Origin of the sequence: Amycolatopsis sp. NPDC059235, from assembly GCF_042754125.1 — a bacterium.
Classification (GTDB): domain Bacteria; phylum Actinomycetota; class Actinomycetes; order Mycobacteriales; family Pseudonocardiaceae; genus Amycolatopsis; species Amycolatopsis albidoflava.
In genome coordinates, this window is the sequence record NZ_JBHZAG010000010.1 from 62049 (window position 1) to 87777 (window position 25729).

At 69.5% G+C, this 25729-nt stretch carries 21 protein-coding genes; 2 read left to right on the plus strand and 19 right to left on the minus strand.

What is annotated here, in order from left to right:
* Positions 1–46: 46 nt before the first annotated feature.
* A complete protein-coding gene (locus ACFXI3_RS09720) occupies positions 47–979 on the minus strand; it encodes an alpha/beta hydrolase (RefSeq protein ID WP_378399221.1) in 933 nt (310 codons plus the stop codon).
* 156 nt (positions 980–1135) lie between these two features.
* Between ACFXI3_RS09720 and ACFXI3_RS09725 the strand changes: the two genes are divergently transcribed.
* Entirely contained in the window at positions 1136–2041 is a 906-nt protein-coding gene (locus tag ACFXI3_RS09725) for a helix-turn-helix domain-containing protein (RefSeq protein ID WP_378399222.1), read from the plus strand.
* Between the two features lie 143 nt (positions 2042–2184).
* Here the strand turns inward: ACFXI3_RS09725 and ACFXI3_RS09730 are convergent, their stop codons facing one another.
* The 6 genes from ACFXI3_RS09730 to ACFXI3_RS09755 are packed head-to-tail and all read right to left on the minus strand — an operon-like array spanning position 2185 to position 10056.
* Positions 2185–3234 (minus strand): zinc-binding dehydrogenase, encoded by a 1050-nt coding sequence (locus ACFXI3_RS09730; RefSeq protein WP_378399223.1) that lies wholly within the window; start codon positions 3232–3234, stop codon positions 2185–2187.
* A gap of 16 nt (positions 3235–3250) precedes the next feature.
* Positions 3251–4738, minus strand: coding sequence for a sugar ABC transporter ATP-binding protein (locus ACFXI3_RS09735; RefSeq protein WP_378399224.1), 1488 nt, complete (start codon positions 4736–4738; stop codon positions 3251–3253).
* Positions 4735–5793, minus strand: a complete 1059-nt coding sequence (locus ACFXI3_RS09740) for a hypothetical protein (RefSeq protein WP_378399225.1) — start codon at positions 5791–5793, stop codon at positions 4735–4737. Before ACFXI3_RS09740 ends, ACFXI3_RS09735 begins: the two co-directional genes overlap by 4 nt.
* Positions 5790–7955 (minus strand): ABC transporter permease, encoded by a 2166-nt coding sequence (locus ACFXI3_RS09745; RefSeq protein ID WP_378399226.1) that lies wholly within the window; start codon positions 7953–7955, stop codon positions 5790–5792. The genes ACFXI3_RS09740 and ACFXI3_RS09745 overlap by 4 nt, the downstream gene beginning before the upstream one ends.
* Before the next feature lie 10 nt (positions 7956–7965).
* The gene (locus ACFXI3_RS09750; RefSeq protein ID WP_378399227.1) at positions 7966–9042 is read right to left on the minus strand and encodes a sugar ABC transporter substrate-binding protein; all 1077 of its coding nucleotides are present in this window, start codon (positions 9040–9042) and stop codon (positions 7966–7968) included.
* Between the two features lie 30 nt (positions 9043–9072).
* Entirely contained in the window at positions 9073–10056 is a 984-nt protein-coding gene (locus tag ACFXI3_RS09755) for an ABC transporter permease (protein ID WP_378399228.1), read from the minus strand.
* Between the two features lie 201 nt (positions 10057–10257).
* On the opposite strand from ACFXI3_RS09755, the gene ACFXI3_RS09760 reads away from it, so the two are divergent.
* Positions 10258–11325 carry a LuxR C-terminal-related transcriptional regulator gene (locus ACFXI3_RS09760; RefSeq protein WP_378399229.1) on the plus strand — a complete coding sequence of 356 codons (1068 nt, stop codon included), beginning with the start codon at positions 10258–10260 and terminating at the stop codon, positions 11323–11325.
* A 13-nt stretch (positions 11326–11338) separates the two neighbouring features.
* Here ACFXI3_RS09760 and ACFXI3_RS09765 read toward each other — a convergent pair whose 3' ends face one another.
* The 12 genes from ACFXI3_RS09765 to ACFXI3_RS09820 all read right to left on the minus strand — a co-directional run bounded on the left by ACFXI3_RS09765 (position 11339) and on the right by ACFXI3_RS09820 (position 25681).
* Positions 11339–11716, minus strand: coding sequence for a DUF2255 family protein (locus ACFXI3_RS09765; protein ID WP_378399230.1), 378 nt, complete (start codon positions 11714–11716; stop codon positions 11339–11341).
* A gap of 106 nt (positions 11717–11822) precedes the next feature.
* Complete coding sequence (locus tag ACFXI3_RS09770) at positions 11823–12629, minus strand: SDR family NAD(P)-dependent oxidoreductase (protein ID WP_378399231.1); 807 nt, start codon at positions 12627–12629, stop codon at positions 11823–11825.
* Positions 12626–14233, minus strand: coding sequence for a class I adenylate-forming enzyme family protein (locus ACFXI3_RS09775; RefSeq protein WP_378399232.1), 1608 nt, complete (start codon positions 14231–14233; stop codon positions 12626–12628). The genes ACFXI3_RS09770 and ACFXI3_RS09775 overlap by 4 nt, the downstream gene beginning before the upstream one ends.
* A 16-nt stretch (positions 14234–14249) precedes the next feature.
* Positions 14250–15704, minus strand: a complete 1455-nt coding sequence (locus ACFXI3_RS09780; RefSeq protein WP_378399233.1) for an aldehyde dehydrogenase family protein — start codon at positions 15702–15704, stop codon at positions 14250–14252.
* Positions 15701–16435: a hypothetical protein gene (locus ACFXI3_RS09785; RefSeq protein WP_344273710.1), complete on the minus strand. Its 735-nt coding sequence runs from the start codon at positions 16433–16435 to the stop codon at positions 15701–15703. The genes ACFXI3_RS09780 and ACFXI3_RS09785 overlap by 4 nt, the downstream gene beginning before the upstream one ends.
* Entirely contained in the window at positions 16435–18396 is a 1962-nt protein-coding gene (locus tag ACFXI3_RS09790; protein ID WP_378399234.1) for a hydantoinase B/oxoprolinase family protein, read from the minus strand. The genes ACFXI3_RS09785 and ACFXI3_RS09790 overlap by 1 nt, the downstream gene beginning before the upstream one ends.
* A gap of 5 nt (positions 18397–18401) precedes the next feature.
* A complete protein-coding gene (locus ACFXI3_RS09795) occupies positions 18402–20432 on the minus strand; it encodes a hydantoinase/oxoprolinase family protein (RefSeq protein ID WP_378399235.1) in 2031 nt (676 codons plus the stop codon).
* Positions 20433–20446: 14 nt separating this feature from the next.
* Entirely contained in the window at positions 20447–20656 is a 210-nt protein-coding gene (locus ACFXI3_RS09800; RefSeq protein ID WP_370937481.1) for a hypothetical protein, read from the minus strand.
* 244 nt (positions 20657–20900) lie between these two features.
* On the minus strand, positions 20901–21167 hold the full coding sequence (locus tag ACFXI3_RS09805; RefSeq protein ID WP_378399236.1) for a hypothetical protein: 267 nt from the start codon (positions 21165–21167) through the stop codon (positions 20901–20903).
* A 35-nt stretch (positions 21168–21202) separates the two neighbouring features.
* Positions 21203–22519, minus strand: coding sequence for an MFS transporter (locus tag ACFXI3_RS09810; protein WP_378399237.1), 1317 nt, complete (start codon positions 22517–22519; stop codon positions 21203–21205).
* Between the two features lie 391 nt (positions 22520–22910).
* Positions 22911–24269, minus strand: a complete 1359-nt coding sequence (locus tag ACFXI3_RS09815) for an aldehyde dehydrogenase (RefSeq protein ID WP_378399238.1) — start codon at positions 24267–24269, stop codon at positions 22911–22913.
* The gene (locus tag ACFXI3_RS09820) at positions 24266–25681 is read right to left on the minus strand and encodes an MmgE/PrpD family protein (RefSeq protein WP_378399239.1); all 1416 of its coding nucleotides are present in this window, start codon (positions 25679–25681) and stop codon (positions 24266–24268) included. Before ACFXI3_RS09820 ends, ACFXI3_RS09815 begins: the two co-directional genes overlap by 4 nt.
* Positions 25682–25729 lie beyond the last annotated feature (48 nt).

Consider the following 25729-nt stretch of genomic DNA (forward strand, 5'->3'; position numbering starts at 1 on the left):
GGACGGCGGTCCCGCCGGTGTGTCCGGCAGGACCGCCTCTACCGGTTTACTCGCCGCGGGTGGCGGCGAGGTTTTCCCGGAAGAACGGGACCGCTTCGGTGACCGCGCGGTCGACGTACTTCGGCACGTCGTAGAAGTCCATGTGCGCGCCGCCCTCGACGACGACGAGCTTTTTCGGGCTGCGGGCGCGGCCGTACAGTTCGGCGGACATCCACAGCGAACCGGCGTCGCTGCCCGCGACCACCAGGAGCGGCTGCTGCAGCAGGTCCTCGACCATGTGGAACGCGTCGAAGGTGAAGATCCTTGACACGCTCTTGGTGAACAGGAACTTGTTCTTCGCGTTCGGGTGCTGAGCGCGCGGGGTCAGGTAGTACTCGCTCGCCTCGACCATGTCGCGCGGGGTGTTCTCGTCCGGCTCGGCCGGCACGTAAGGCAAGTAAGCCGCCTCGGCGCCCTTAGCCTCGGCCGTGCGCTGCTGCGCCACGGCCTGCAGCGTGGGGACAGCGGCCGCGTCGGAGTCGGTGCCGTACCAGTTGCGGCGGAACGACGTGCCGATGTTCACCGCGCTGACCGTGGTGAGGGCCTTGATCCGGTAGTCCGTCAACGCGGCGTTGACCAGGTAGCCGCCGCCGGCGCAGACGCCGAGGCCGCCGATCTGCTTGGCGTCGACGTAGCCGAGGGTCTGCAGGTAGTCCACCGCCGCCCGGACGTCGTCCACGCGCGCGGCTGGGTCCTCCAGGTGGTGCGGCTCGCCGCCGCTGTCGCCCTGGAACGAGGCGTCGAACGCGAGCGTGACGAAGCCCTGCTCGGCCAGTTTCTCCGCGTACAGGCCCGCGGTCTGCTCCTTCACGCCGCCGCCCGGGTGCACGGTCACGACCGCCGGGTAGCTGCCCTTGGGGTCGAAACCGTCCGGCAGGTACAGGTTTCCCGCCATGGTGATCGAGTCGTTCGGGAAGGTAACTGCCTCCACAGACGTCACTGCACTCACTCCTTGCACGTCTTCGGTGTCCCGAACCAGGCGGCCCGGGCTGCTGATACCCACTCTGCGGCGGTTCGCGCGGGCGTGGCAGATGCCGCTTGTCGGGGGTACCGGCAGCCCCTCCTTCCGCCGGCGTTCCGCGTTTACCCTCGAGGCATGGAGATCGCCAACGACCTCAGGGAATTCCTGATGACCCGCCGCGCGAAAATCACGCCTGAGCAGGCCGGAATCATCGCGGGCGGGCGGCGGCGGGTCAGCGGGTTGCGCCGCGAGGAAGTCGCCCGGCTCGCCGGAGTCAGCACTGAGTACTACGTGCAGATCGAACGCGGCCGCGTGTCCGGCGTTTCCGACGAGGTGCTGCACGCGATCGCCACGGCGCTGCAGTTGGACGACACCGAAACCACGCACCTGTTCGACCTCGCGCGCGCCGCCGGGAAACGGGCCGGCTCCGGCCGCACCGTCCGGCAGCCGGTGCCGGAGGGGGTGCAAGCGCTGATCGACACGATGGTCAACGCCCCCGCGATCGTCCAGAACGGACACCTCGACGTGGTCGCGGCCAACGCGCTCGGCCGCGCCCTCTATGGCGTCGTCTACGAGCGCGCCCCGCACCCGCCGAACCTCGCCCGGTTCATCTTCCTCGACGACCGCGCCGAAGAAGTCTTCCCGGACTGGAAGAAGGCCGCCGACGACGCGGTAGCCCTGCTGCACGTCGAAGCGGCCCGCGCACCGTATTCGAAAGCGGTCACGGGGCTCATCGGGGATCTCGCGACCCGCAGCGAAGCGTTCCGCACCCGGTGGGCAGCGCACGACGTGAAGGCGCACCGGCGGGGGACGAAACTGTTCCGCCACCCGGTCGTCGGCGAGCTGACGCTGCGGTTCGAAGGCCTGCAGGTCGCCTCCGCGCCCGGTCTCACCCTGATCGGCTACACCGCCGAACCCGGCTCCCCTTCAGCCGAGGCGCTGCAGTTGCTGTCCAGTTGGACGGCGAGCGAGGCAGCCGGACCGGAGGTGCGCTCCGGGGGGCACGAGACAGCGGACGACGACCGCCGGGCTCAAGCCTAGCGAACTGGTCGTCCCGTTCCGCGGCCCAGCTCGCGCACCGCCTGCTGGCGGACCGGCATCGCCGAGACGCTCATCGGGCCGGGTGCGGCCCACGGCGCCGGAAAAGCGTCGGCGGGTCTGGGACGCACCGACGCTTTTCCGCTTCAGAACTCGATGACCGCCTTGCCGCCGGTCTGCTTGTCGAAGGCGGAATAGGCCTCCACCGCGTCGTCCAGCCGCCAGCGGTCGGTGAAGACCAGGTCCGCCTGAACCCCGTGCCGGGCGATGAACCGGGCGCAGTCCGCCTGGCCCACCGGGGAGAAGGTGTACGAGCCGACCACTGTCAGCTGTTTGCGGATCAGGTCCGGGCTGACGTCGAGCGTCACCGTCGAGCCTTCGCCGACAAACGCGACAGTGCCCCATTTCGCGGCGGACTTCACCGCCGCGGCCCGCGCCGGTGGTGCGCCGGAGCAGTCGAGCGCCTTGGTCACGCCTTTGCCACCGGTCAGTTCCCGGATGGCTTCGACCGGATCGACCGACGTCGAGTCGATCGCGTGCGCCGCGCCGAAGTCCTTCGCCCGCGCCACGCGTTCCGCCGCGATGTCGACCGCGACGACCTCCGCGCCCATTGCCGCGGCGAGCTGTACCGCGGCCTGACCGACCGGGCCTTGGCCGAAGACCGCCAGCGTGTCGCGCGCGTTGACGTCGAGCCGGGTCAGCGCTCCGTAGGCAGTGCCGGTGCCGCACGAAATCGCGGCGCCGGCAGCGAAACTCAGCTCGTCGGGCAGCGGAACGAGCGTCCGCGCGGGCACCTTGAGGTAGTCGGCGTGCCCGCCGTGCGCGGTCGCGCCGTAGATGACGTTGCCGCGTTCGCACATCTGCGGCCAGCCGGTCCGGCACAGGTCGCAGAATCCGCAGCCGTCGTAGTGGTGGACCATCATCCGGTCCCCCACCGTCACGGCGCGCGGGTCGACCGCCGAGCCGATCGCGGCTACGACGCCGCACGGCTCGTGCCCGCCGATGAATCCGGCGTCGTCGCCGGTCATCCCGAACGCGGCCAGCGCCTGCCCGGCCGGCGCCCGGTAGAAGTGCAGATCGCTGCCGCACATGCCAGACGCTTTCATCTCCAGCACTACTTCGTCCGGACCCGGTTCGGGATCGGCGAAGGTCTGGATTTCGAGCACCCGGTCGCCCTGGAAAATGACTCCGCGCATGAGATTTCCGTCCTTGTCAGTGCACTGCGGCGAACATGAGGCTTTCCTCGTCGGCTTCCTCCGGGGAGAACTCCGCGGCAATGCTGCCCGCGCGCGCCACGAGCACGCGGTCGGACAGCGCCTGGATCTCCGGCAGGTACGAGGAGATGACCACGACCGCGACCCCGTCGTCGGCCAGCGCCCGGATCATCGCGTGGATTTCCGGGATCGTGCCGAGGTCCACGCCGCGGGTCGGCTCGTCGATGATCGCGACGAGCGGTTTCCGGGTCAGGCCCTTGGCCAGCACGATCTTCTGCTGGTTCCCGCCGCTCAGCTCCTCGACGGTCGCCTTCGTCGGCCGCAGCGTGCGGACCTGGAACTGTTCGACGAACCGTTTCGCGACCGAAGTGCGCGCACCGGGCCGGAAGAGGAACGGCAGGCGCCGCGCACTGCAGAGATGCCCGAGGTAGATGTTGTCGGCGATCGTCAGGTGGCTGAAGAAGCCGGAGGCTTTCCGGTCCTCGGTGACGTAGACGATCCCGGCTTTGCGCGCTTGTCGCGGCGTGCGGAACCGCACCGGCTCGCCGTTGAGCCGCACTCGGCCGCCGCGCAGCCGCCGCCGTTTCAGGATCCCGCTGACGATCATCGCGGTCTCGCTGCGCCCCGCGCCGACCAGACCGTAGATGCCGACGATTTCCCCGGCGTAGGCGGAAAATGCCATGTTCCGGACCACCGGCAGCAGCGTCACGTCCTCGACCTGCAGTGTCGGTGTCGGCTCGGGTGTCCGGTTCGGCTCCACCCGCCCCATCTCGACGGTGCGGCCGACCATCATCTTCACCACGCGATCGCGGCTGAACTCCGGCCGCTCCAGCGTCCCCTGGACGACGCCGTCGCGCAGCACGGTGATCCGGTCCGCCTGTTCGAACGCTTCGTCGAGCATGTGCGTGATGAAGATGACGCCGATCCCGCGCTTCTTGAGCTGTTGCATGGACAGGAACAGCTGGAGCCGTTCCTCCGGGGTCACCGACGACGTCGGCTCGTCGAGGATCACCAGTTTCGCGTTGCGGTGCACCGCGCGGGCGATCTCCACCATCTGCTTCTGCCCGACGCCGAGTGCGCCGGCCGGGACGTCCGGGCGGATGTGGAAGTTGTGCGACTCCAGCAGCTCGCGTGCCACGACGTTCAGGTGGCCGAGGTTGTTGAACACCTTCTCGTCGCCCATGAACAGGTTCTGGGCGACAGTCATCGACTCGACCAGCGAGCCTTCCTGGTAGACCATCGCCACCCCGGCCTCGACCGATTCGCGCGGAGTCGTGAACGCCCGAGCGACGCCGTCGACCTCCAGCGTGCCCGAATCGTGCGCGACCGCGCCGGAGACGATCTTGACCATCGTGGACTTCCCGGCGCCGTTTTCGCCGAGCAGGGCGTGGATTTCGCCCGGCCGCACGTCGAAGTCGACTCCGTCCAACGCGTACGTTCCGCTGTAGCGCTTGCTGATGTTCGTCAGCCGCAGCACCGTGCTCATGCGTCCTCCAGCCGCAGCAGGTTCCGGCCGCCGCGCACCGCCGCGACCACGTGTCCGTTGTGGACGGTCAGCCCGGTTACCCCGTGCCGCGGGCTGTCGACCCGGGCATGCGCGCTCTCCGCGACGCGGCCGGTGTGGTCCATCCGGAACACCAGGCCGCACGACCGGGCCGGGGCCCAGCTCTTGACCACGCCGAGCACGCGCAGCTGCCCCATTTGCATCGTGTCGGTGAAGGGGTCGCCCGCGCGCAGGCGCGGGACGAACCATTCGTCCGGGCTGATCGTCTCCGTCATCTCCGCCAGCAGCGCGGGCTCGTCCAGCAGCAGTTCGGTGACCCGGTTGCGGATGTAGGGCGCGGCGAACCACCAGCCGTCCCCGCCGACGTGCACCCGCCCCGGATAGACGGGCAGGTTCGCGCTCAGCGCCCGGCCTCGCTTGCCCGGCGCGGATCGGGCTTCAACCCGATGGTCCAGGCTCAGCGACAGGAGCACTTCGTCCCCGGCGATGCCGACGCCCGACGGCCACGCGAGGCGCTCCGCGACCACTTCGGCCTGCGCGCCGTCGACCCGTACGAGCAGCCCGGACCGGTCGCCGGTGACCAGCGCTCGCGGCCACTCCGCGGCCTTCGTCGAGCCGACAGTCGCCAGCAACGCAGACCCGTCCGTCGCGAGCGCAGTCACGCACCTGGTGACCGGCGCGTCGGTGCACAAGTCCTCGGTTTCGCCGGACTGCGACACCGAGACCAGGCCACGCCCTTCGACCGCCGCGACGACCTGGCCGTCCCGCGCGGTCAGCGCCGTCACCGGGCTGCCGAACGAAGCCAGCCGCGTCACCTCGTCCTCGCGCACCGAGAAGACCTGATTGCCGCTGCTGAACACCAACCCCGTGGCGGTCACCACCACGTCGTCCGGCTCGTACTCGCCCGCGGGCAGCAGCTCCGCCGCTGCGTCGAGGCGGAGGTTCGGCCGCAGTCCGGTGTCCATCGGGGGCACCGTCCGGGCGCGGCCCCAGTTCGGGTTGATCCATTCCTTCACGGTGTCCAGTACCGGGCTCATCGCACCGCCTCCGCCGACCGGCGAGCACTGGCCGTCCCCGGAACGGCGGCCGGGTCGATGTCGCCGATCTCGCTCGGGTCCAGTTCGAGCCTGCCGATCCGGTTGTTGCTGACGCCGCACAGGTACAGGTGCCCGTCGCGTTCCTTCGCCGCGGTCACCATCGGGTAGTTCTCCATCGTCTCGTCCCACAGCACGGCGAGGATCTCGCCGCGGTCGCTGAACTTGATCGCGCACGACGTGTTCAGCTGCGGCACCACCCAGTTGTCCACCGCCGCCTCGCGGGTCATCCGCCGCCGGACCGCCGGGTAGCGGCCGAGCAGGTCGGACATCTGGGTCCGCATGGCGCACAACGGCATCCAGTAGTTGCCGTCGGAGGACCGGTTGATGTTGTCCGGATAGCCGGGCAGGTTCTCCAGCACCGGTTCGAGCTGTCCCTTCTTCGGCCCGGCGATCCAGAGCCGGTCGACGCGGCACAGCCCGGTGCTGGAGATCAGGATCGACTCGCCGTCGTGCGCGGTGCAGATGCCGTTGGGGAACACGTAGTTCGACACCACGACCTCGGTCTTGCCGTCCGGCGTCACCCGGATCACCCGGCCGTTCGGGCGGAATTCCACCAGTTCCAGCAGGAAGTCCGCGGTGTTCGTGCGGGTGGAGAAGTCCGAGGCGTAGATCGAGCCGTCCGGGGCGATGTCCAGGTCGTCGACCGCGCGCAGCCCCGAATCGTCGATCAGCGACAGCGGACTGCGCTTGACCTTGTTCGCGACCAGTTCGGGTTCGCCGTCGGTGCCGATGCGGTAGATGCCCATGCCGCCGACTGCGACGACCAGCCGTCCGTCGGGATCCCACGCGTGTCCGCACGGGAATCCGCCGGTGCGCGAGAAGATCTCGCCCTCGGTGTCCTCCAGGCCGCGGAACCGCCACACCCAGCCGCGCTGGTCGCCGCAGTACACGTTGCCCTCGGCGTCCACCGCGCAGTCCTCCGCGCCGCGGATCTTGCCGAGTCCGACCGGAGGCGCGTCGGTGAGCCGGCGATTGAGCGACCAGACCGTGCCCGGCTTCGTGACGTCCACCAGCGGGCCGAGCCGCAGCCGCGCCGGGTCGATCTTCAGCTTCTCCACCGCACGCTGCCGGTACTTGCCCCATTTGAGGTCCAGCACGGTGAACACGAGCAGCACCGCAGCGAGGATGACGGTGTAGTACGAGCCCTGCGCGCCGTCCGAGACGGTCGCCTGCTCGATGATCGTCACCACCGCCACGCCGACTGCCGCACGGAGCACGGAACCGCGGCCGCCCTTGATGCTGACGCCGCCGAGGACCACCGCGGTCAGCGCGATGATCTCCCAGCTGTTGCCGACGTTCGGGTCAGTCCGGGCCAATCGCGCCGACGTGAGGATCGCGGCCGTTCCGGCGAGCGCGCCGGACAGCACGTAGGTCCAGAACGTCACGGCGGTAACGGGAATCCCGTTGCGCCGCGCGGACCTCCGGTCCGAGCCGGTCGCGGTGACCCACCAGCCCCAGCGGGACCGGGTGAGCGCCAGATGCACCACGATCAGCACCACCGCGAAGAGGAACCACGCGGTCGGGATGCCCAGAATCCGGCCGTCGTTAAAGAAGTCCCAGACGAGCGACGGCTTCGTGACGCCGATCTGCGTGCTGTTCGCGTTCTGCAGCACCGAAGCCGCGCCGCCGAAGGCGATCAGCGTGACCAGGGTGGTGATGAACGGGCGCATCCGCAGGATCGCGATGAGGTACCCGTTCACCGCCCCGAGCACCGCACCCGAGACGATCGCGGCGGGCACGACCACCGCGGTCGGCCACAGCCACACCCGGTCGGCGACCATCGCACCCAGCCCGCAGAACCCGACGATCGACCCCACTGACAGGTCGATGCCGCCGCCGACCAGCACGACGGTCAGCCCGATCGCGAGCAGGCCGTACTCGGACACCTCGTCCAGCACGAGCGGTGCGTTGGCCGCCCCGACGTTGGTCGTGGCAAGCACGTACACGCACAGCGCGAGCGCCAGCACGAGCGGCACCGCGCCTTCCATCCACCGTTTCTCGAACAGATCCGAGACGGTGCGGTAGCGGGCGATTCTTTCCGTGCGCCGGCTGCCGGTCATGCCGAACGCGTCCAGCCCGCGCCGCAGCGGAGACGTAGTCATCGGGCCCCGCTCACTTGCTCTGGTAGCACGCGATGGTGGTCTGGTCGATGTTCGACTTGTCCACCACCGTGCTCGACACGTACCCGACCGAATGCGCGCTGCCCGGCTTCGCCCCGTTGGTGAGCAGGTTCTGCACCGCCACCGCACCGGCGGCGCCGATGCCCTGGACGTCGTAGGCGGCCGACGCGGTCACCGTGCCTTGCTTGAGCGCGCTGCACCAGTCCTTGTCCGCGTCGAGCGTGTAGACGCCCACCGAACCCGGAGCCACCTGGCCGCGGCCTTCCGCCGCCTTGACGGTCTGCCCGACGGTGATCGAGTTCAGGTCGAAGGTCACCATGAAGCCGCACACCTTGCCCTGCCGCTGCTGCAGCACGGATTCCGCGGCGGCCTGCGCCTGGGCGTTCTGGAACTGCGAGTGCGCGACGAGCGTCTGGTAGCCCTCCTTCTCCACCACGTCCTTGATGCCCTGGTCCCACAGGATCGACGCCGGGTCGTTGCCGGGGCCGTCGATGATGGAGATCGTCTTGGGAGCGTTGCGGGAGTTGCAGTCCGAGACCGCGCGCTTGGCGATCGACTGCGCCGCGCCGTAGACGTCGACGCCGACGAACGCGTCGCCGAGCTTGGTGGAGGGCATGTTGAGCACCACGGTGTAGATGCCCGCCTTCTGCGCCCGGTCGATCGCGTTGTCGAGCAGGCCCAGGTCCTGGTTCTGCAGCACGAGCACGTCGGCGGCCTTGCGCGCGATGAGGTCGTTGATCGTGCTGATCATCCGGTCGCTGCTGAAGTTCGAGTCGTAGACCTTGAACTCGGCCCTGGCGCTGTCGAACGTGCGCTGCATGGTGGTGCCCCAGTTCTCGGTGAGCTTGTAGCCCTTGTAGAGAATCGGGACGAAGGCGATCCGCTTGCCCTTCATCGCGTCGTGCGCCTTCTGCCGCATCGGCATCAGCTGCTCGTTCGCGCCGAACACCGCGTTCGTGGCGGCGGCCGCCGAGTCCGACGACCCGCCTCCGACCGAACAGCCGGACAGCCCCGCCGCGCCCAGCGCCGCCGACGCGGCGAGCACGAACAGCTTCCTGGTGATCTTCATGTCACTTCCGTTCCCCGGCGTCGTTGCCGGTCACAGTTCGCCGGATTTCTCGGTTTCTTCGTTGCGAGGGCGCAGCCACGCGTCGAACGCGATCGCGGCGGCCAGCACCCCGCCGCGGATCAGGTCCTGCACGGCCGTGCTCAGTCCGTGCAGCACCAGCAAGTTGTTGAGCACGCCCACGAACAGCGCGCCGACGAGGACGCCCAGGATCGTGCCGCGCCCGCCGGACAGCGAGACGCCGCCGATCACCACCACGGTCAGCGCGGTGAACAGGAGCGGATCGAAGGACGTCACGGTCGTCTGCACGCTGCCCTGGATCGACACCGTCACGAACCCGGCGACCGCGGCGAGCAGTGCGGACAGCACGTAGGTGAGGATCTGCAGCGGCCGCACCGGCGCGCCGGTCGAGCGGGCGGTCTCGAAGTTGTCGCCCATCGCCCGGATCAGCCGCCCGGGCGAGGTGTAGGCGACGAACAGCCAGGCGAGCAGGAACGCTCCGCCGGCGATGAGCACCGGCCTCGGCACGCCGAGCACCCCGCCGCCGCTCAGGTGCGACAGGAACGACCCGGCGGGCACCCCGTAGACGTTCTGGCTGAGGAACAGGATGTCGATCCCGCCGATCGCGAGCATGCCGGTCGCGAGCGTCACGAACAGCGCGGGCACTTCGAAAACGGCGACGAGGACGCCGTTGACGAGTCCGATCGCCAGCGCGAGACCGGCCATCAGCGCGATCGCCTGCCATTCCGGCATGCCCTCGCTGATGAACGCGAGCGTCGCCTGTGCGCAGCCGAGTCCGATCCCGGCCACCGAAAGGTCCAGCCCCTTGCCGAGGACGACGATCGCCTCGCCGATCGCGAGGATGCCGAACGCGGCGGACAGGTTCAGGATGCTGCCGAAATTGCCCGCGGTGAGGAAATTCGTCGTGGTCGCTCCCGCCGCGAGGGCGAGCAGCACGGTGATGCCGAGTACCAGATAGGTCTGGTCGAAGCCGCCGAGGCGTGCCCGCAGGGACACGCGTGGCTTCGTTGCCACTGATGCGGTAGTCATGGGATTCCCGGTTCGATGGGTGGGACAGCGCGGCCAGTGTGTCGGCCGTCACCGGGTCGCCGCATCAGCCGCCGGTCGTATTCCGTTACCCCGTACGGCCGATGCGGCGACTGGCCCCATCCTCGTCGCGGATATATAATGTTCGGAATTTCCGCAAGGGAGCTGCCCATGAACGCGACCGGCTTTCCGCGGCTCGACAGCGTCCGGCTGAGCGCCGATCTGGCCGATCAGGTCCGGGAACTGGGCCTGGACGCGTGCACCGCGCTGGACCGGCTGCTGCCGGTCGGCCGCTGCGCCGAGGTGCTGCCCGCCAAACGGCTGCTCGGCCGGGTCTGGGACGCCGCGATGGCCGAACTGGGCTCAGCTCCCGCGCCGGACCGGCTGCCCGGCCTGACCGCGCTGCTGAGCCGGGTCCGCGAGCTGGAGTCCCGAGTGGACGATGCCAGGGTCGCCGACGGCGTCGCGACCATGCGCCGGGTCCGCCGCGCGCTGACCCGGTTGCACGCCTCGTCGACCGCCGAAGAACTCCTCTCCCGCGCCGCCGAGGAGGCTTGCACGATCGGGTTCGACCGCGTGCTCGTCTCCACTGTGGACGATGCGACCTGGGTGCTGCGGCGCATGGTGATCGAACAGGATCCCCGGCTGGCCGCGGAAATGCTCGCCGCCGGCCGCGAGGCTCCCCCGCGCTTGGACGGCTCGCTGGTCGAGTCCGATGTCGTGCGGGAGGCCCGCGCGGGCTTGGTCTACGACGTGCAGGAGAACCCGCGGGTGAACCGGCAGCTCGTCTCGATGTCCGGCTGCACCTCGTACGCCATCGCGCCGCTGCGGGCATACGGAAAAGTCGTCGGGCTGCTGCACGCGGACAGCTACTACTCGCCTCGCCGGGAGGTCGACGCCACCGACCGCGCCGTGCTGAACCTTTACGCGGACGGAGTGAGCGAGACGCTGGCGCGGGTGTCCGTCCTCGAAGGACTCGCCTCGCTGCAGGCGGGAATGACCCGGCTGGCCGCGGACGTGCGCATCGCTCCCCCGCCGCCGGACCCGCCGCGGCATCCGCTGCTGTCGGCCCGCGAGGCGGAGGTGATCGACCTGATGGCGCGCGGCGACGCGAACCGGGCGATCGCGCGGAAGCTGTCGATCTCGGAGGGGACCGTGAAGACGCACATCACGCACATCCTGCGCAAGCTCGACGCGGCGAACCGGGCGGAGGCGGTCGCGTACTGGCTGCGGAACTGAGCCGGCCCGCGGCTCAGGCGGGCACCGGCTCCAGCCGGGTCGTGGTGGCGGCGGCGGTCTCGGCGACCATCGGCGCCAGCGCGCTCGGCATGCTGCGGTACTTCTCCGTGTACGCGGCATCGACAGCGGCGTTCGTGTCGGCGTCCGCCTCGAGGTGCAAAGACACGTCCGTCTCCAGTCCGTCCACTCGCACCCGGGCGAGCTGCTTGGCCGCGGCCCAGCGGTACCAGCCGCCCTCCGTGCCGAACGCCGACCGGATGTACAGCTCGTCGCCGGAGCGGACCACCCAGATCGGGGTCCACCGGCGGAGTGAGCCGTCGCGACGGTAGCTGCTGATCTGGATCTCCGACGCGGCGCCGATCCGGTCGCGGATCTCGGGGTCGAACGACATAGCGGGCTCCTTCGAGACGAAAACGAAACGGTTCGCTTCGCACGCTAGGCGCTCGCGGACGGGCGTGGGAGGTGCTGTCAGCCCCCTCCCACGCCCGCGTCGCCGGTCACGGCGAGTCGAACTCCAAGGTGGACGAATCGACCGCCGCGCCGCCGCCGTCCGCGACCAGGACGTGGCCGGTCACCATCGACGCGTCGCCCGAGGCGAGGAACGCGCACACCGACGCGATCTCCTCCGGTTCCGCGGCGCGGCGCAGCGGCACGTGTTTCGTCGTCAGCGCATACGCCTCGTCGAGCGTGATGCCCTCGCGCTTCGCCAGGTAAGCCATCGCGCCCTCGCCCAGCGGAGTCCGGATCCAGCCCGGGCAGACAGCGTTCACCCGGACCCCCTTCGGTCCGTAGTCCCGCGCGAGCCAGCGGGTGATGCCGATGATCCCCGCCTTGGCCGCGGTGTAGCCGACAGTCCCGGGCGGACCGGCGATCAGCCCGGCTGTCGACGCGAACAGCACCAGCGAGCCCTGCCGCTGCACCAGATGCGGCAGCACTTCCCCGGCCAGGTAGAACGAACCGTGCAGGTTCACGTCCAACGCCCGCTGATACGCCTCCACGTGCTCGGGCCGCGCGGTGCCCGACACCGCAGCGCCCTGCGTCGCGATCACCGTGTCCAGGCCGCCCAGACTCGCGACAGCCTGCTCGACCACGTCGTGGATCGCGGCGCGGTCGGTGCCGTCGGCGGGCAGCGCGACCGCGCCGAGTTCGTCCGCCAGTTCCTTGAGCCGTTCGGCGTTCAGGTCCGTGACCGCGACCTTCGCGCCGTCCTCGGCCAGCCTTCGCGCGGTGGCCGAACCGACTCCGCCCGCCGCGCCCGTCACCAGTGCCAATTCGGGCTTGCGCCGCCGGACCGGGTCGTTCATCGTGCGCCTTCCTCTCCCGGTCGCGTCACCTCGGACGCGTCGGAATTCGTTGCGGTACCGAGCTTTCCGTATTTCTCGCGCAGGGTGAACTTGAGGATCTTCCCCGACGCGTTGCGCGGCAGTTCCGGCTGCGCGACGAAATACCGGGGCACCTTGTACGTGGCCAGGTTCTCGCGGCAGTAGGCCCGCAGTTCCGCTTCGTCGAGCGCGATGCCGTCCGCCGGCACCACGACCGCGCAGCCGACTTCGAGGTACTTCGGGTCCGGCACCGCGACGACGGCCGCGTCCAGCACCGCCGGATGCTGCGTCAGCACCCGCTCGATCTCGGCCGGGTACACGTTCTCCCCGCCGCTGCGGATCATGTCCTTCGCCCGGCCGGCGAGCACGAGGAAACCGTCGGCGTTGACGAAGCCGAGGTCCCCGGTGCGGCACCAGCCGTCCACGAAGGTGTCCCGGTTCGCCTCCGGCCGCTGCCAGTACCCGGCGCAGACCGCAGGGCCGCGGACGAGGATCTCGCCCACCTCGCCGGGCGCGGCCGGTTCGAGCCCGTCCCCGGCGACCCGGACCTCGGTGAGCGGCACCGGGCGGCCCACGCTTTTCGGCTGGGCGTCGAAGTCCCCGTCGTCCAGCGTCGTCGCGATCGCGCCGCCCTCGGTCAGCCCGTAGACCTGGGTCAGCCGCACCCACGGCAGTTTCCGCCGCACCTGGTCGACGACCCACGGCATCATCGTGTCCCCGCCGATGACGAAGTGCGTGACCGATTTCGGCAGCCGGTCCTCGATCCCGTCCACGCGCAGCAGGTCGTGCAGCATGAACGAGAACAGCAGGCAGTCCGTCACCTGCTCGGCTTCGAGCACCTCCAGCAGCCGCTCGACGGTGAAGTTCCCCGACCGCAGGCACACCACGGTGCCGTGCATCAGGAACGTCGGCGCGGTCACCGCCTCGAACGCCCCTGCGTGGTAGAGCGGGCCCGGCACCAGCGCGACGGTTTCCGGCGAGAACCGCCAGCGCAGCGCCTGCGTGGTCGCCGTGCTCACGGTGTTGGCGTGCGTCCACACCGCGCCTTTGGGCAGGCCGGTCGTGCCCGAGGTGTACAGCAGCGACATCGGGTCCGCGTCGCTCACTTCCGGCACGTCGGCCAGCGGTTCGCGGCCGAGCAGGACGTCGAACGGAAGCGCCCAGTCCGGCGCCGGATCAGCGGTGTCCGGCCGGACCACGAACGTTTCGACGCCGGTTTCCGCGCGCACCGGCTCGACCCGGTCCAGCAGGCTGTTGTGCACGATCACCGCCTTGCAACCGGAGTCGGCGAGGATGAACTTCAGCTCGGCCGGCGCGAGCCGGAAGTTGAGCCGGACCGCGACCACGCCGAGGTGCATCGCGGCGAAGCACAGCGGCAGGTACTCGGCGTCGTTGAAGAGCATGAGGCCGAGCCGGTCGCCCTTGTTCAGGCCGAGTTCCCGCAACGCCGTCGCGTACCGCAGCGATTTGTCCCGCAGCTGCGCGTAGGTGAGCCGCTCGCGACCGTCGAAGCTGACCGCGATGCCGTCGCGGCCGGGCGGCGGGAGCTGGTCGGCCACCGCGTCGAGCAGCCTGGTGAACGTCATGACCTGCCCTCCTGTCTCACACGCCCGGTCCGAAGACGATTTGCTTCAGTTCGGTGAACTCCTGGATGCCCTCGGGCCCGGACTCGCGGCCCCAGCCCGAGCCCTTCACCCCGCCGAACGGAGCGCTCACGGCGGGCCCGAACGTGTTGATCGCGACCGAGCCCGCGGCGATGGCGGAAGCGGCTTCCTCGGCGAGAGCGCGGTCAGCGGTGTAGACGCTCGCGGCGAGGCCGAAGCTCGTGTCGTTGGCCAGCCGCAGCCCGTCGGCCAGGTCGTCGTAGGTCTGCACGACGGTGACCGGCCCGAACACCTCATTCTGCGCCAGATCGGCGTCCCGGGCGACGCCGGTGATCAGGGTCGGCTCGTAGTAGTACCCGGCGGGGAACCCTTCCGGCCGCCGTCCTCCCGCGACGACTTCGCCTCCGGCAGCGCGCGCACGGTCCACAAAGCCCTCGGTCCGCCGCAGCGCCGCCTGATTGACCACCGGTCCGATCTGCGTCCCGCGGTCGAACGGGTCGCCGATCCGCAGTCCTTGCCAGGCAGTGCGGAGCCGGTCGACGAGTTCGTCGTGGCGCCGCCGCGAGATCAGCACCCGGGACAACGCGGCGCACACCTGCCCGGCACCGCCCGTCGCCCCGGGCACCAACGACTTCAGCACCCGGTCGAGCGGCGCGTCGTCGAGGATCAGCGCCGGGGACTTTCCGCCGAGTTCGAGGTGCGTGCGGGCGAACCGTCCCCGCGTCGCCTCGATGATCTCCTGCGCGGCGACCCGGCCTCCGGTCAGCGAGACCAGGTCGGCCCGCGGGTCCGCGGTCAGTTGGCGGGCCACCTCGACGTCGCTGCACAGGATGCTCAGCGCACCGGCCGGGAAACCCGCTGCCGCGGCGGATTCGGCCACCAACCGCATGATCAGCTGCGATTCGGGAGCCGCCTTCACCACCACCGGGCAGCCCGCGAGCAAGGCGGGCACGACCTTCGTGGCCATCGTGACCACCGGTCCGTTGTAGGCCAGGATCGCGACGACGACCCCTGCCGGTTCGCGGCGCACCACGACGTCGCCGAGCAAGGAGCTGCGGTGGTCGTCGCGCAGGGCGTCCGCCGCACTCGCCAGCGCGGAGTTCCACGCCCCCGCCGCGCCGTATTTGTGCAGCGTCGCGCTGTAGCGCACCGGCATGCCCGCTTCCGCGGCCCAGACCGTGCCCAGGTCCGGGAACCGGGCCTCCAGCGACGCGCAGAACCTCGCACAGATCTCGACTCGCTGCTCGACCGGCAGCCGACCCCACTTGGAGTCCGTCGCCGCCGTGAGGGCCGCGTCCGCTTCCGTTACGGACGGCAGCACGACTTCGGCGACGGTTTCCTCGGTCGACGGCGAAACGATCTCGTACGCCGGTCCGGTAGCAGGCACCCACTCCCCGGCCACGTAGACCGAGTCGAGGCGAGGCACCGGGACACCGGCGATCTCGCGCGTCATGCCCCGCGATCCGACCGGAAGAACGGGCTGGCGGGCTTGAGGAACATGGTCGCGAACGGCGGGATCATGAAGTCCGGCAACACCATCTCCCCGGACATCAGCTGCCGCTTGACTTCCGCGCGGAAGCCTTCGAGGTCGCCGGCGGTTTCGTAGATCGCCAGGTGCCCCTCGTCGACCGGGCTGACGCCGGGCAGCGGCTTGACGTCCGACACCTCGAACCGTTGCGCCCGAAGCATTCCCGGCGCGGACATGATCTGCGGGATGTGCTCCTCGTCGTACCACTTCCCGAACGTCGCGTCGTCGCCGGTGTGGCGGCTCCACGCGAAGAACAGATGCCGGTCGTCCAGGTTCTCCGCCTCGGCGAACCGCTCGGTGTGGAAGGGTTCGCTGACCGGCTTGGCGAACAGCGCCTGGAACGGCTGCACCATGTAGTCCGGCAGCACCATGTCCCCGGAGATCAGCTTCCGCTTGACCTCGTCCCGGAACCCCTGCGGGCTTCCGTCCATTTCGTACAGTGCGAGGTGGCCGAAGTCCAGCGAGCGCACGCCCGGCAGCGGTTTGGTGTCCGCGATGAGGAACCGCTGCGCCCCGGCCATCCCGGGCGCGTCCATCACCTGCGGGATGTGCTCGTCGTCGTACCACTTCGCGTAGGTGCCGTAGTCCGTGGTGTAGGTGCTCCAGGCGAAAAACAGGTTCCGATCCCCGAAAACCGGGACCTTGGCGGAAACCATCAGCTCACTCCTCGTTCGTCCGACCGGCCGGAACGCAGCCGGGTTGTTGCTTTTTCGTCGACCCGCAGGCCTTCGGGGTCGAAGTGCGGGTCGCCGACGACGACCACCCCGTAGTCCCGCGCCGCCCCTTCGACGCTCACGTACTCGTCGCGCACATCGGCGAGCACCTTGGCCGGTTCGCGCTCGAACGGCGAGCCCCATCCCCCGCCGCCGTTCGTCAGGCAGCGCAGGACCGAACCGGCCTCGGTCAGCCATGCCTTCTGGCTCGCGAAGTAGTGGTAGACGCCCTTTTCCGGGTCCAGCGCCTTGGTCTCCGGGTCCAAGACACCGGCGACGGGCGTGCTCCGCGCGTAGACGTCGCTCGAGACGCCCAGCAGTCCGTCCGGTCCGGAAGTCCCTTCTCCCGGCGGGAAAATCCACATCGCCCCGGTCGGGCCGGGCTTCCCGCCGTCGGCGCCGACGCCGCTGGGCTCTTTGGTCCGGAACGGCGACAGATGCTGGGCGGCGGCAGTCAGCCAGAGCGTGTCCTTGAGGTTCGCCGCGCCGCCGCGGTGCTTGCCCGGCCCGCCGGTGTCGATCGCGTGCTCCTTGCGCAACATCACCACCGGCGAATCGTGCTCGATGGTCTCCGTCGCCGGATCGAGGTTGTTGAGGTTGTACAGCACGGTGTAGCTGTCGCCGTCGCCCTCTTTGGTGGCACCCCACGGGCCGTGCTCGCCGCCGCATTGCGTCGCGCTCGTCCAGGGCGTGCCGTCGTCCCGCACTCCGCTCGCGTTGTGCGTGTTGGTGGAGCCGTAGTCCCCGCCGACCGCGCGTTCGCCCAGCACCGGGTTCAGCGCTTCAAAGATCGCGGAGATCAGCGCGCCGGACGGCTCCCAGAACATCATCGGTGCGCCTTCCGGCGGCAGCGCGCTCAGCAGCGTTCCCGGCGGAGCGACGAGGTCGACGTTGCGCCAAGTCCCGGAGGTGAACGGGATCGCCGGGTCGAGCAGCATCGTCAACGCCACGCCCAGCGCGGTTTTCGCGTCGAGGACGCCGCAGTTGATGCAGGTCCGGGCTTGCGCCGAGGTGCCGGAGAGGTCGGCCTCGATGTCGTGCCCGCGTTTGCGCAGCGTCACGCGCACCCGGTAATCGACAGTGTCGTCGAGTCCGTCGGCATCGATCAGCGCGCTCCCGGAGTAATCCCCGTCCGGGATCCGGGCGATCGCTTCGCGCATCTGCTCGGCGGACGTGTCGCAGGCGTAGGCGAGGGAGCCGAGGAACGCGTCGAGGCCGTAGCGTTCGATGTTCTCCCGCACCAGCCGCTCGCCGAGCTGCAGCTGCTGGTGCATGCTCTGGAAGTCCGGCAGCAGCAGACCGCCCCAGCGGGTGTTGTCGAAGATCAGGCTGAACGTGGACCGCACCGGCTGGTCCTTCGCCCACAGCAGCATCGGCGGCAGCACGAGGCCGTTCTCGTAGACGTTCGTCTTGGTCGCGGAGAACCCGCCGGGCACCGTGCCGCCCATGTCCAACTGGTGCGCGCACATCGTCACGAACGAGACGATCTCGCCGTCCACGAACACCGGCCGGGTGAACAGGACGTCGTTCACGTGGCGGCCGCCGCGGTACGGGTCGTTGCAGATCAGCACGTCGCCCGGGGACAGGTTCTCCGGACCGAACTCCTCGACCGCGTTGCGGGTGGCGTCGGGCATCGTGCCGAGGAACGGGGTCAGGCTGTTGCTGACGACGGCCATCCGATAGTCCTGCGCGGGCGGGCCGCTGATCGTGCACGCGAAGTCGTACCAGTCGCGGATGATCGGCGAGAACGCTTCCCGCAGGAACGCGGTGCTCATGTGCCCCACCGCGTACTTCAGCCGGTTCACGATCACCGACCCGGTGAACCGGTCGGCGTGATAGGCCGTCCGGAACTGCTCGTCGGTGAGATCGCGGATGCGTCCGGCGGACTCCTCGATGGTGGTCATGGCGCTCACTTCTTCCGGATGACGAGTTCGCCGTAGCGGCCGACGACCAGATGCTGGCCCGCCCCGACGTGAGTGGTGGACAGTCCTTCGTGGACGATCGCCGGGCCGTCGAACTCGTCGCCCGCCCGGAGCGCGATGCGTTCGTACACCGGCGCTTCCTGGCCTTCGGCGTCTTCGCCCAGGTACCGCAGAGCCGTCGTCCGTACCGGGGCGAGCGGCTCGTCCGCGGCGCGCGCGGGCAGCTCGGGGTACTCGACCTTCGGCGTGTCCAGCACCGCGCGGACCCGGAACGTGACGCCCTCGACCGGGACCATCTCGAAGCGGTTGCCCGAACGTTCCTGGTAGGTGTCGTGGAACGACGCGATCATCGCCGCGACGGCCGGCTCGTCGATCGTTCCGTCCGGGACGGGCACGAACGGCGTGTCCCAGCTCTGCCCGACCAGATGCCCGTCGTAGCTGCGCTCGAAAGTCACTGCGGCGTCGGCGCTCAGCCGCTCGCGCAACTGCGCCTCCATCTCGGCGAACAGCGTGTCGATCCGCTCCGCGACGTCCGGCGTGAGCACGGTGTAGGCGCTGCGGTTCACGGTGAACACCTGGTCGGCCGAGAGCAGGCCGAGCGCGGAGAACAAACCCGGGTTCGGCGGCACGACGACCTGCTTGCAGTGCACCGCGTCCATCGCCGCGGGCAGCAGCATCGGACCGGCCGCTCCGTATGCGATCAGACTGTAGTCGCGCGGGTCGACGCCGTTTTTGATCGCCACGTTGAACACGCCCTCGGCGATGTTGTGCACCGCCATCTCGTACGCATACCGGACGCGCTGGGCGAGCGTGAAGTCCGATTCGAGGTTCTCGAACACCTGGCGGGCGAGTTCCGGGTCCAGCGCCAGCTCGCCGCCGGCGAACGTGCCCGGGTCGATGATCCCGATCAGCAGGCAAGTGTCCGTTGTGGTCGGCTGCGTGCCGCCGCGGCCGTAGCAGGCCGGGCCGGGCGTCGAACCGGCGCTGCCGGGGCCGACCTGGATCTCGCCGGTGGCGCCGATCGTCACCAGGCTCCCGCCCCCGGCCCCGATCGCGCTGACGTCGTTCGCCAGTGCGTTCACGACGAGGTCGTGCTCCAGTTCGAAGGTCGTGTCGACGAACGGCTCGCCGCCGGTGACGACGCTGATGTCGCACGAAGTGCCGCCGACGTCCGCGCACAGCAGCTGCGACTCCCCGATCAGCGAACCGAAGTGGGCGCTGGCGACCGTGCCCGCGGCGGGGCCGGAGAACACGATGCGGAACGGCTGCTCCATCGCCCGATGCGACGGCACGAGCGTCGCGGCGCAGTCGGCGAAGTTCAGCTGCCCGGTGAAGCCGAGTTCGGCCAGGCCCTTCTCCAGCCGCGCGGTGTAGTCGGCGTAGATCAGTTTCATCAGCGCGTCGACCATCGTCGTCGAGGCCCGCGCGTATTCCTTGGCCAGCGGGGAGACCTCGCTGGACAGCGAGCACGGCACGTCGCCGAGGACCTCGCGGACCAACTCGCGCAGCCGGAGCTCGTGCGCCGGGTTCACGTAGGCGTTGATCAGGCAGATGGCCACTCCGGCCACGCCGCACTTGCGCAGCACTTCGAGTTCGGCCCGCGCCTGGGCTTCGTCCAATTCGAACAGGACATCGCCGGAAGCGGTGAGCCGTTCCCGGATTCCCCGGCGCAGATACCTCGGCACCAGCGGCCGCGCGGCGTCGCCGAAGCTGCGCCGCCAGCCCGGGTCCAAAATGGCCTCCGCGGGCCGCCAGACCCGGCCCATGTCGAGGATGTCGCGATGCCCCTCGGTGGCGAGAAACCCGATCTTCGGCACAGTGCGGGTGATCACCGCGTTCAGCCCGTGGGTGCTGGCGTGGTTGAACACCGGGGCGCCCGCTACGCCGAGCAGCGCGGCGCCCTCGAGCACCGGGCGGGTCACGTCGGTGTAGTCGGTGGAGACCTTGGCGGTGCGGATCTCCCCGTCCTGCAAGGCGACCACGTCGGTGAAGGTGCCGCCCACGTCGACTGCGATCATCATTGATCCTTTCGCTACAGGAGATCGGAGAGCAGCTGGACCGGTCCGAGCCGCGGACCGGGGTCCCGGCTGACCGAAAACAGGCACGACCGGCATTTCACGACGTCGAACCAGCCGCCCTCGGAATTCACCGGATAGCGGGACAGTTCGGCGGCGCCGCAGCGCGGGCAGGTTCCCTCGACTGGTTCCCGCTCGAGGGACGGCGGGTTCGGTTCCTGGCTCATTTCGGCGCAACTCCACTGTTGGCTCGATTCGGCCGGCGCTGGTTGCGCCACCGCACACCGAACGGTAGGCCGGAGGAGACCGGGGCAACAGCCGCTCACCGCACGGCCGAGTCCGCAAAACGAAGCACGCCTCGCCCGAAGGTCGATCCGTTGTGGACGGACTGGCCCGCGGATTCCCTGACGGGCACATGGTTACGGGCGGTGCGGCAGCCTCCTCGGCCGTCGCACCGCCCGTCGCTCTCGTTCAGGCCGCCTCGCCGAGACCGCCCAGGACTGCCGCGCCGGCCGGAGTGAGGCGTGCGCGAACGCGCTTCCCGAGCCCCGCCGGTCCGGTTTGGACGATCAAGCCCCGGTGGGCGAGCGCGTGCGCGGTGTACTGGTCGCAGCACGCCACGCCGTCGACGAACATGTCCGGCTCGCTGCTGCAGGTGATCTCGGCCCGTCCGGCCGCCACGACGCGGAGGAGTGCCCGTGCCCGGCAGCTCGGCTCGGAATCGGTTCGAGGCGCCATCGCGCACCTCCTCGTCGTCGAAATAATATTTTATATTATCCTTCGAGCGCGGTCGGCGTCAAGGCCCGGCGGCCCAGCAGCGCCAGCGGGACCAGGCTGATCAGGCAGGCCACGAGGATGTAGACCGACACGGACAGCGTCGTGTGCGTCGCGGCGATCAGCGCCGCCATCACGAACGGGGCCAGTCCCCCGCCGATGATGTTGGCCAGCTGGTACCCCATCGACGCGCCGGAGAACCGCACGGACGGCGGGAACATCTCGGCGAACATCGTGACGCCGGGGCCGAACATCGCGCCGACCGAGATCTGCCCGACCACGATCGCCAGCAGGATCGCCCAGAAGTTCCGGGTGTCGGCCAGCGGGAAGAGCGCGAAGCCCCAGATTCCCGCGAGCACCACGCCGCCGGCGTACACCGGACGCCTGCCGACGGTGTCCGACAGCCGCCCGCACAGCACCGTGCTCACCCCGGTCGCGATCATCGAGAACATCACCGCGGTGAGCATGGCGCCCTTGGCGATCTTCAGCTCCCGCACGCCGTAGTCCAGCAGGCCGGTCACGGTCGCGTAGAACATGATCGTCGCGGGCAGGAAGATGAACACGACCAGCAGCAGATTCTTCGGCCGGCGCAGCACCTGCACGACCGACGAGCGCTTCGGCGCCGCGGCGAGTTTCTCCTCCACCGCCCGGAAATCGGGAGAGTCTTCGAGGAAGCGGTGGATGTAGAACACGACCGGGATCATCACGATCCCGAGCAGGAACGGAATCCGCCAGCCCCACGCGGCGAACTGGTCCGCGGTGAGCGCACCGGACAGCACGACGAAGACCAGGGTGCCGAGCACCATCCCGGCGAAGATGCCCAGTTGCGGCAGCGAGCCGTGCAGCCCCCGGCGGTTCGGCGGAGCGTGCTCGACCGCGAGCAGGGTCGACCCGCCCCACACCCCGCCGACCGCGATCCCTTGCGCGACGCGCAGGATCACCAGCAGCACCGGAGCCAGCGCGCCGACCGAGGAGAACGTCGGCAGCAGCCCGACCAACGTGGTCGCCACCGCCATGGACAGCGTCGACGCCACGAGCGCGGGTTTGCGCCCGAACCGGTCGCCGATGTGCCCGAAGACAGCCGCGCCCACCGGGCGGCCCGCGAACCCGACCGCGAAGGTCGCGAACGCGGCGAGCACCCCGGCCGCCGCACTCGTCGACGGGAAGAACGCGTGGTTGAAGACCAGCGAGGCCGCGGTTCCGTAGATCAAGAAGTCGTAGTACTCCAGAGACTGCGCCGCGATGGCGGCCGCCAGCACTTTCCCGCGGCGTTTCGTCGCCGCCTCAGCCGGTGCGATACGTCCTTGTACGCTCATGTCGTCCTCATCCCGGAGCCGGTGTTCACCCGACAGTGTTCGGCGGGCAGTGAAATATAAAATATTCAATCCTTGATCACAAGGAACCGGATCCTGATTCGGCGGCGGGGTCAAGCGGTGCGCTGACGGGTGGGTCTCGGGCCCGGGCAGAGCGCACTGAAGAGTCCGGGCGTGCGGCCGCCTGGCCGGCGGGAGTCCCGAAACGACGCGGGAATCGCGACGACGACCGGGCCGACGATCTCCCTGCGGGCGATCCGCAGGGCGTCGGCGGCACCGCGGAAGATCGCCGGACTCGCTCAGTCGCCGATGGTGCGAGGACCCGGGCAAACACTGGGCAGCCCTGCTCGGTCGCGAGTACCGAGCAGGGCTGCCGTTGCCGTGCGCACTTGGGCTACGCCCGGAAAATCGTCTTGTACTCCAGGTACGCGTCCACGCTCTGCGGTCCGAGTTCCCGGCCGATCCCGCTGTTCTTCACCCCGCCGAACGGCGTCTCGATCGGCAGGGTCGAGGTGTTCACCCCGACGCTTCCGGTCACGATCCGGCGAGCCACCGCCGTCGCGCGCTCGCGATCCGGCGAGAACACTCCGCCGCCGAGGCCGTACTCCGAGTCGTTCGCGATGGCGACCGCTTCGTCCACCGTCTGGTACGGCATCACGGTGAGTACTGGACCGAAGATTTCCTCGCGGGCGATGCGCATGTCGTTGGTGACACCGCGGAAGATCGTCGGCGCGACGTAGTACCCGCGCCCGAACGGGCGGCCGCCGCCGATCACCATCTCGGCACCCTCCGCCTTGCCGAGTTCGATGTAGGACTCCACTCGCTCTCGCTGCGTCGCGTTCACGAGCGGACCGAAGAACACGGTCGGGTCGAGCGGATCCCCTTGCGGGATGCCGGTCATTGTGGCCGCGAGCAGGTCCACGACCTCGTCATAGCGCGATTCCGGAGCCAGTACCCGGGTCAGCGCCCGGCAGGTCTGCCCGGTGTTCGGCGAGCACGCGGAGAGCACCAGCGGCCGGAACGCGTCAAGATCGACGTCGTCGAGCAGGATGCCCGCCGATTTGCCGCCCAGCTCCAGCGTGACGTGCTTCAGCTGCTTCGCACACTCGGCGGCGATCGCTTTGCCCGCCACGGTCGAACCGGTGAAGGCCACCTTGTGCACGCCGGGATGCGCGACCAGCGCCGCGCCGGTCTCGCGGCCGCCAGTCACGATGTTCACCACGCCTTCGGGAATTCCCGCCGCGGCAACGATTTCCGCGAAAACGAACGCATCGAGCGACGTCTCTGGCGCCGGTTTGATCACTGCGGTGCAGCCGGCCGCCAGCGCGGGGCCGAGCTTCCACGCGATGAGCGGCTGCGGGCCGTTCCACGGGGTGATGGCCGCGACCACGCCGACCGGTTCGCGCAGCACGATCGCGTCGCCGCTCGCTGTCGTGACGTGTTCCTCGACCGAGAGTTTCTCCGCCAGCGAAGCGAAGTACCGGTAGCAGACCGGCACCTGGCTCTGCATAGCGCGGGTGATGCTGATCGGCGTGCCGTTCTGCCGCGTGACCAGCTCCGAGATCTCGTCGGACCGCTTCTCGAACTCGTCCGCCAACGCGCGCAAGTACCCGGCACGCGTGGCTGGCGACAGAGCCGACCAGGGGCCGAGGGCTGCGCGGGCGGCGGACACAGCGGCGTCGACGGTCGCCGCGCCGCTGTCCACAATGGACCCGATCACCTCTTCCGTTGCCGGGTTGACGACGTCGATCATGCCGCACCTCCGACCTGGTTCAGCAGCGCCGAAACGTCCTCGACGTGCTGCAGATCGAAAACCGCCTGGACGATCGCGTCCGGGTCCGCCACGACGCCCTCCACGTTGTGCCGGAACTTCGCGACGAGTTCGTCGTCAGTCAGATACGTGGCCGGGTCGGGCGACGGGCTGCCCTTCGGGTAAGCGCGCTCGCCGCGGTAGGTGGTGCCGCGCGCCTGGACCTCGACCAGCGACCGGCGAGCGGCCGGGTTGTTCTTGAGCGCTTCCGTGTAGTCCGGGTGCGCCTTGAACTCGGCCTTCTTCATCAGGTCGAGCACCGACGGGTCCAGCACCGCTTCCGGGGTCTGCCAGTCCTTGCCGGGCGGAATCCGGTGCGCGGCGAGGGCGAGGCCGTGCGTCATGCTGAACTGGGCGTCGCGCGGGTTGCGGATGGTTTCGTTCACCCACACCGGCTGCATGACGAAGCTCTCGCCATACGCGGTGATCGCGTCGATCTCGCCGGGCCGGATGTCGTGCGTTTCGAGGATTTCGGTCAGCGCGTCGAACAGTGCGTGCATGACCCGGCAGTGCGGATACGGCTTGAACGATTGGAACGGCGTGAACGTCCACTCCGCGCCGAGGTCCGCGGTGATCGGCGCGGGTTCCCAGCGGGAGGTGCCGATGAAGCGCGGGAAGCCGTACTCGCGGTCGTCGAGCATCTGCCGGTCGCCGGTGTGGCCGCGTTCGGCGAGGTTGGCGGCGGTGACTGCGGACAGCGCCATGCCTCCGGCGAGCTGGTACTTGATCGTTGTCGACGGGGCGTGCATCATCCACGCGCGCTGAGTGTTGGTCGGCGCGGTAGAGCCCATGATCCCGATCGCGTCGGCCAGAGTTTCTCCGTCGAGGCCCTTCACGACACCGACCGCGGCCGCGGCACCGAAAAGCGTGCTGCTGTAACCGATTACGTCGGGGATCGTGACGACGCCGTCCTTGATGTCGCGCAGGTAGTCGGTCGCCTTCCCGATCCGGTACGACATCTCGTGGGCCACCGCGATCGCTTCGAGCAGCTTCGTGCCGGACGTCCGCAACGACTCGGCGGTGGCCAGCGCGCCGGGCAGCACGTACGGCGTGACGTGCCCGGGCGGCAGGACCGCGTCCTGGTCGAGCGCGTTGATCAGTTCGGCGTTGGCGAACGCCGCGGCGGGGACCGAAGTCTTCGTGCCGGTGCCGAGGATCGACGCTGTCCCCTCGGTGCCACCGAGGTATCGCGCGTAGTCGACGCCCCGCTGCGCGCCTTCGTCGCCGAGGGACGCCACCGCGCAGCCCAGCGAGTCGAGCAGGATGCGCTGGGATTCGCGGATCACCTCGTCGGGGAATTCCCGGGCGTCCGCGCCCGCGGCGAATCCCGCGAGCTGCTCGATGATCGTCGCCATGCCTGCTCCTCGTTGATGCCAGATTGGCCGCATTAAATATATAATATC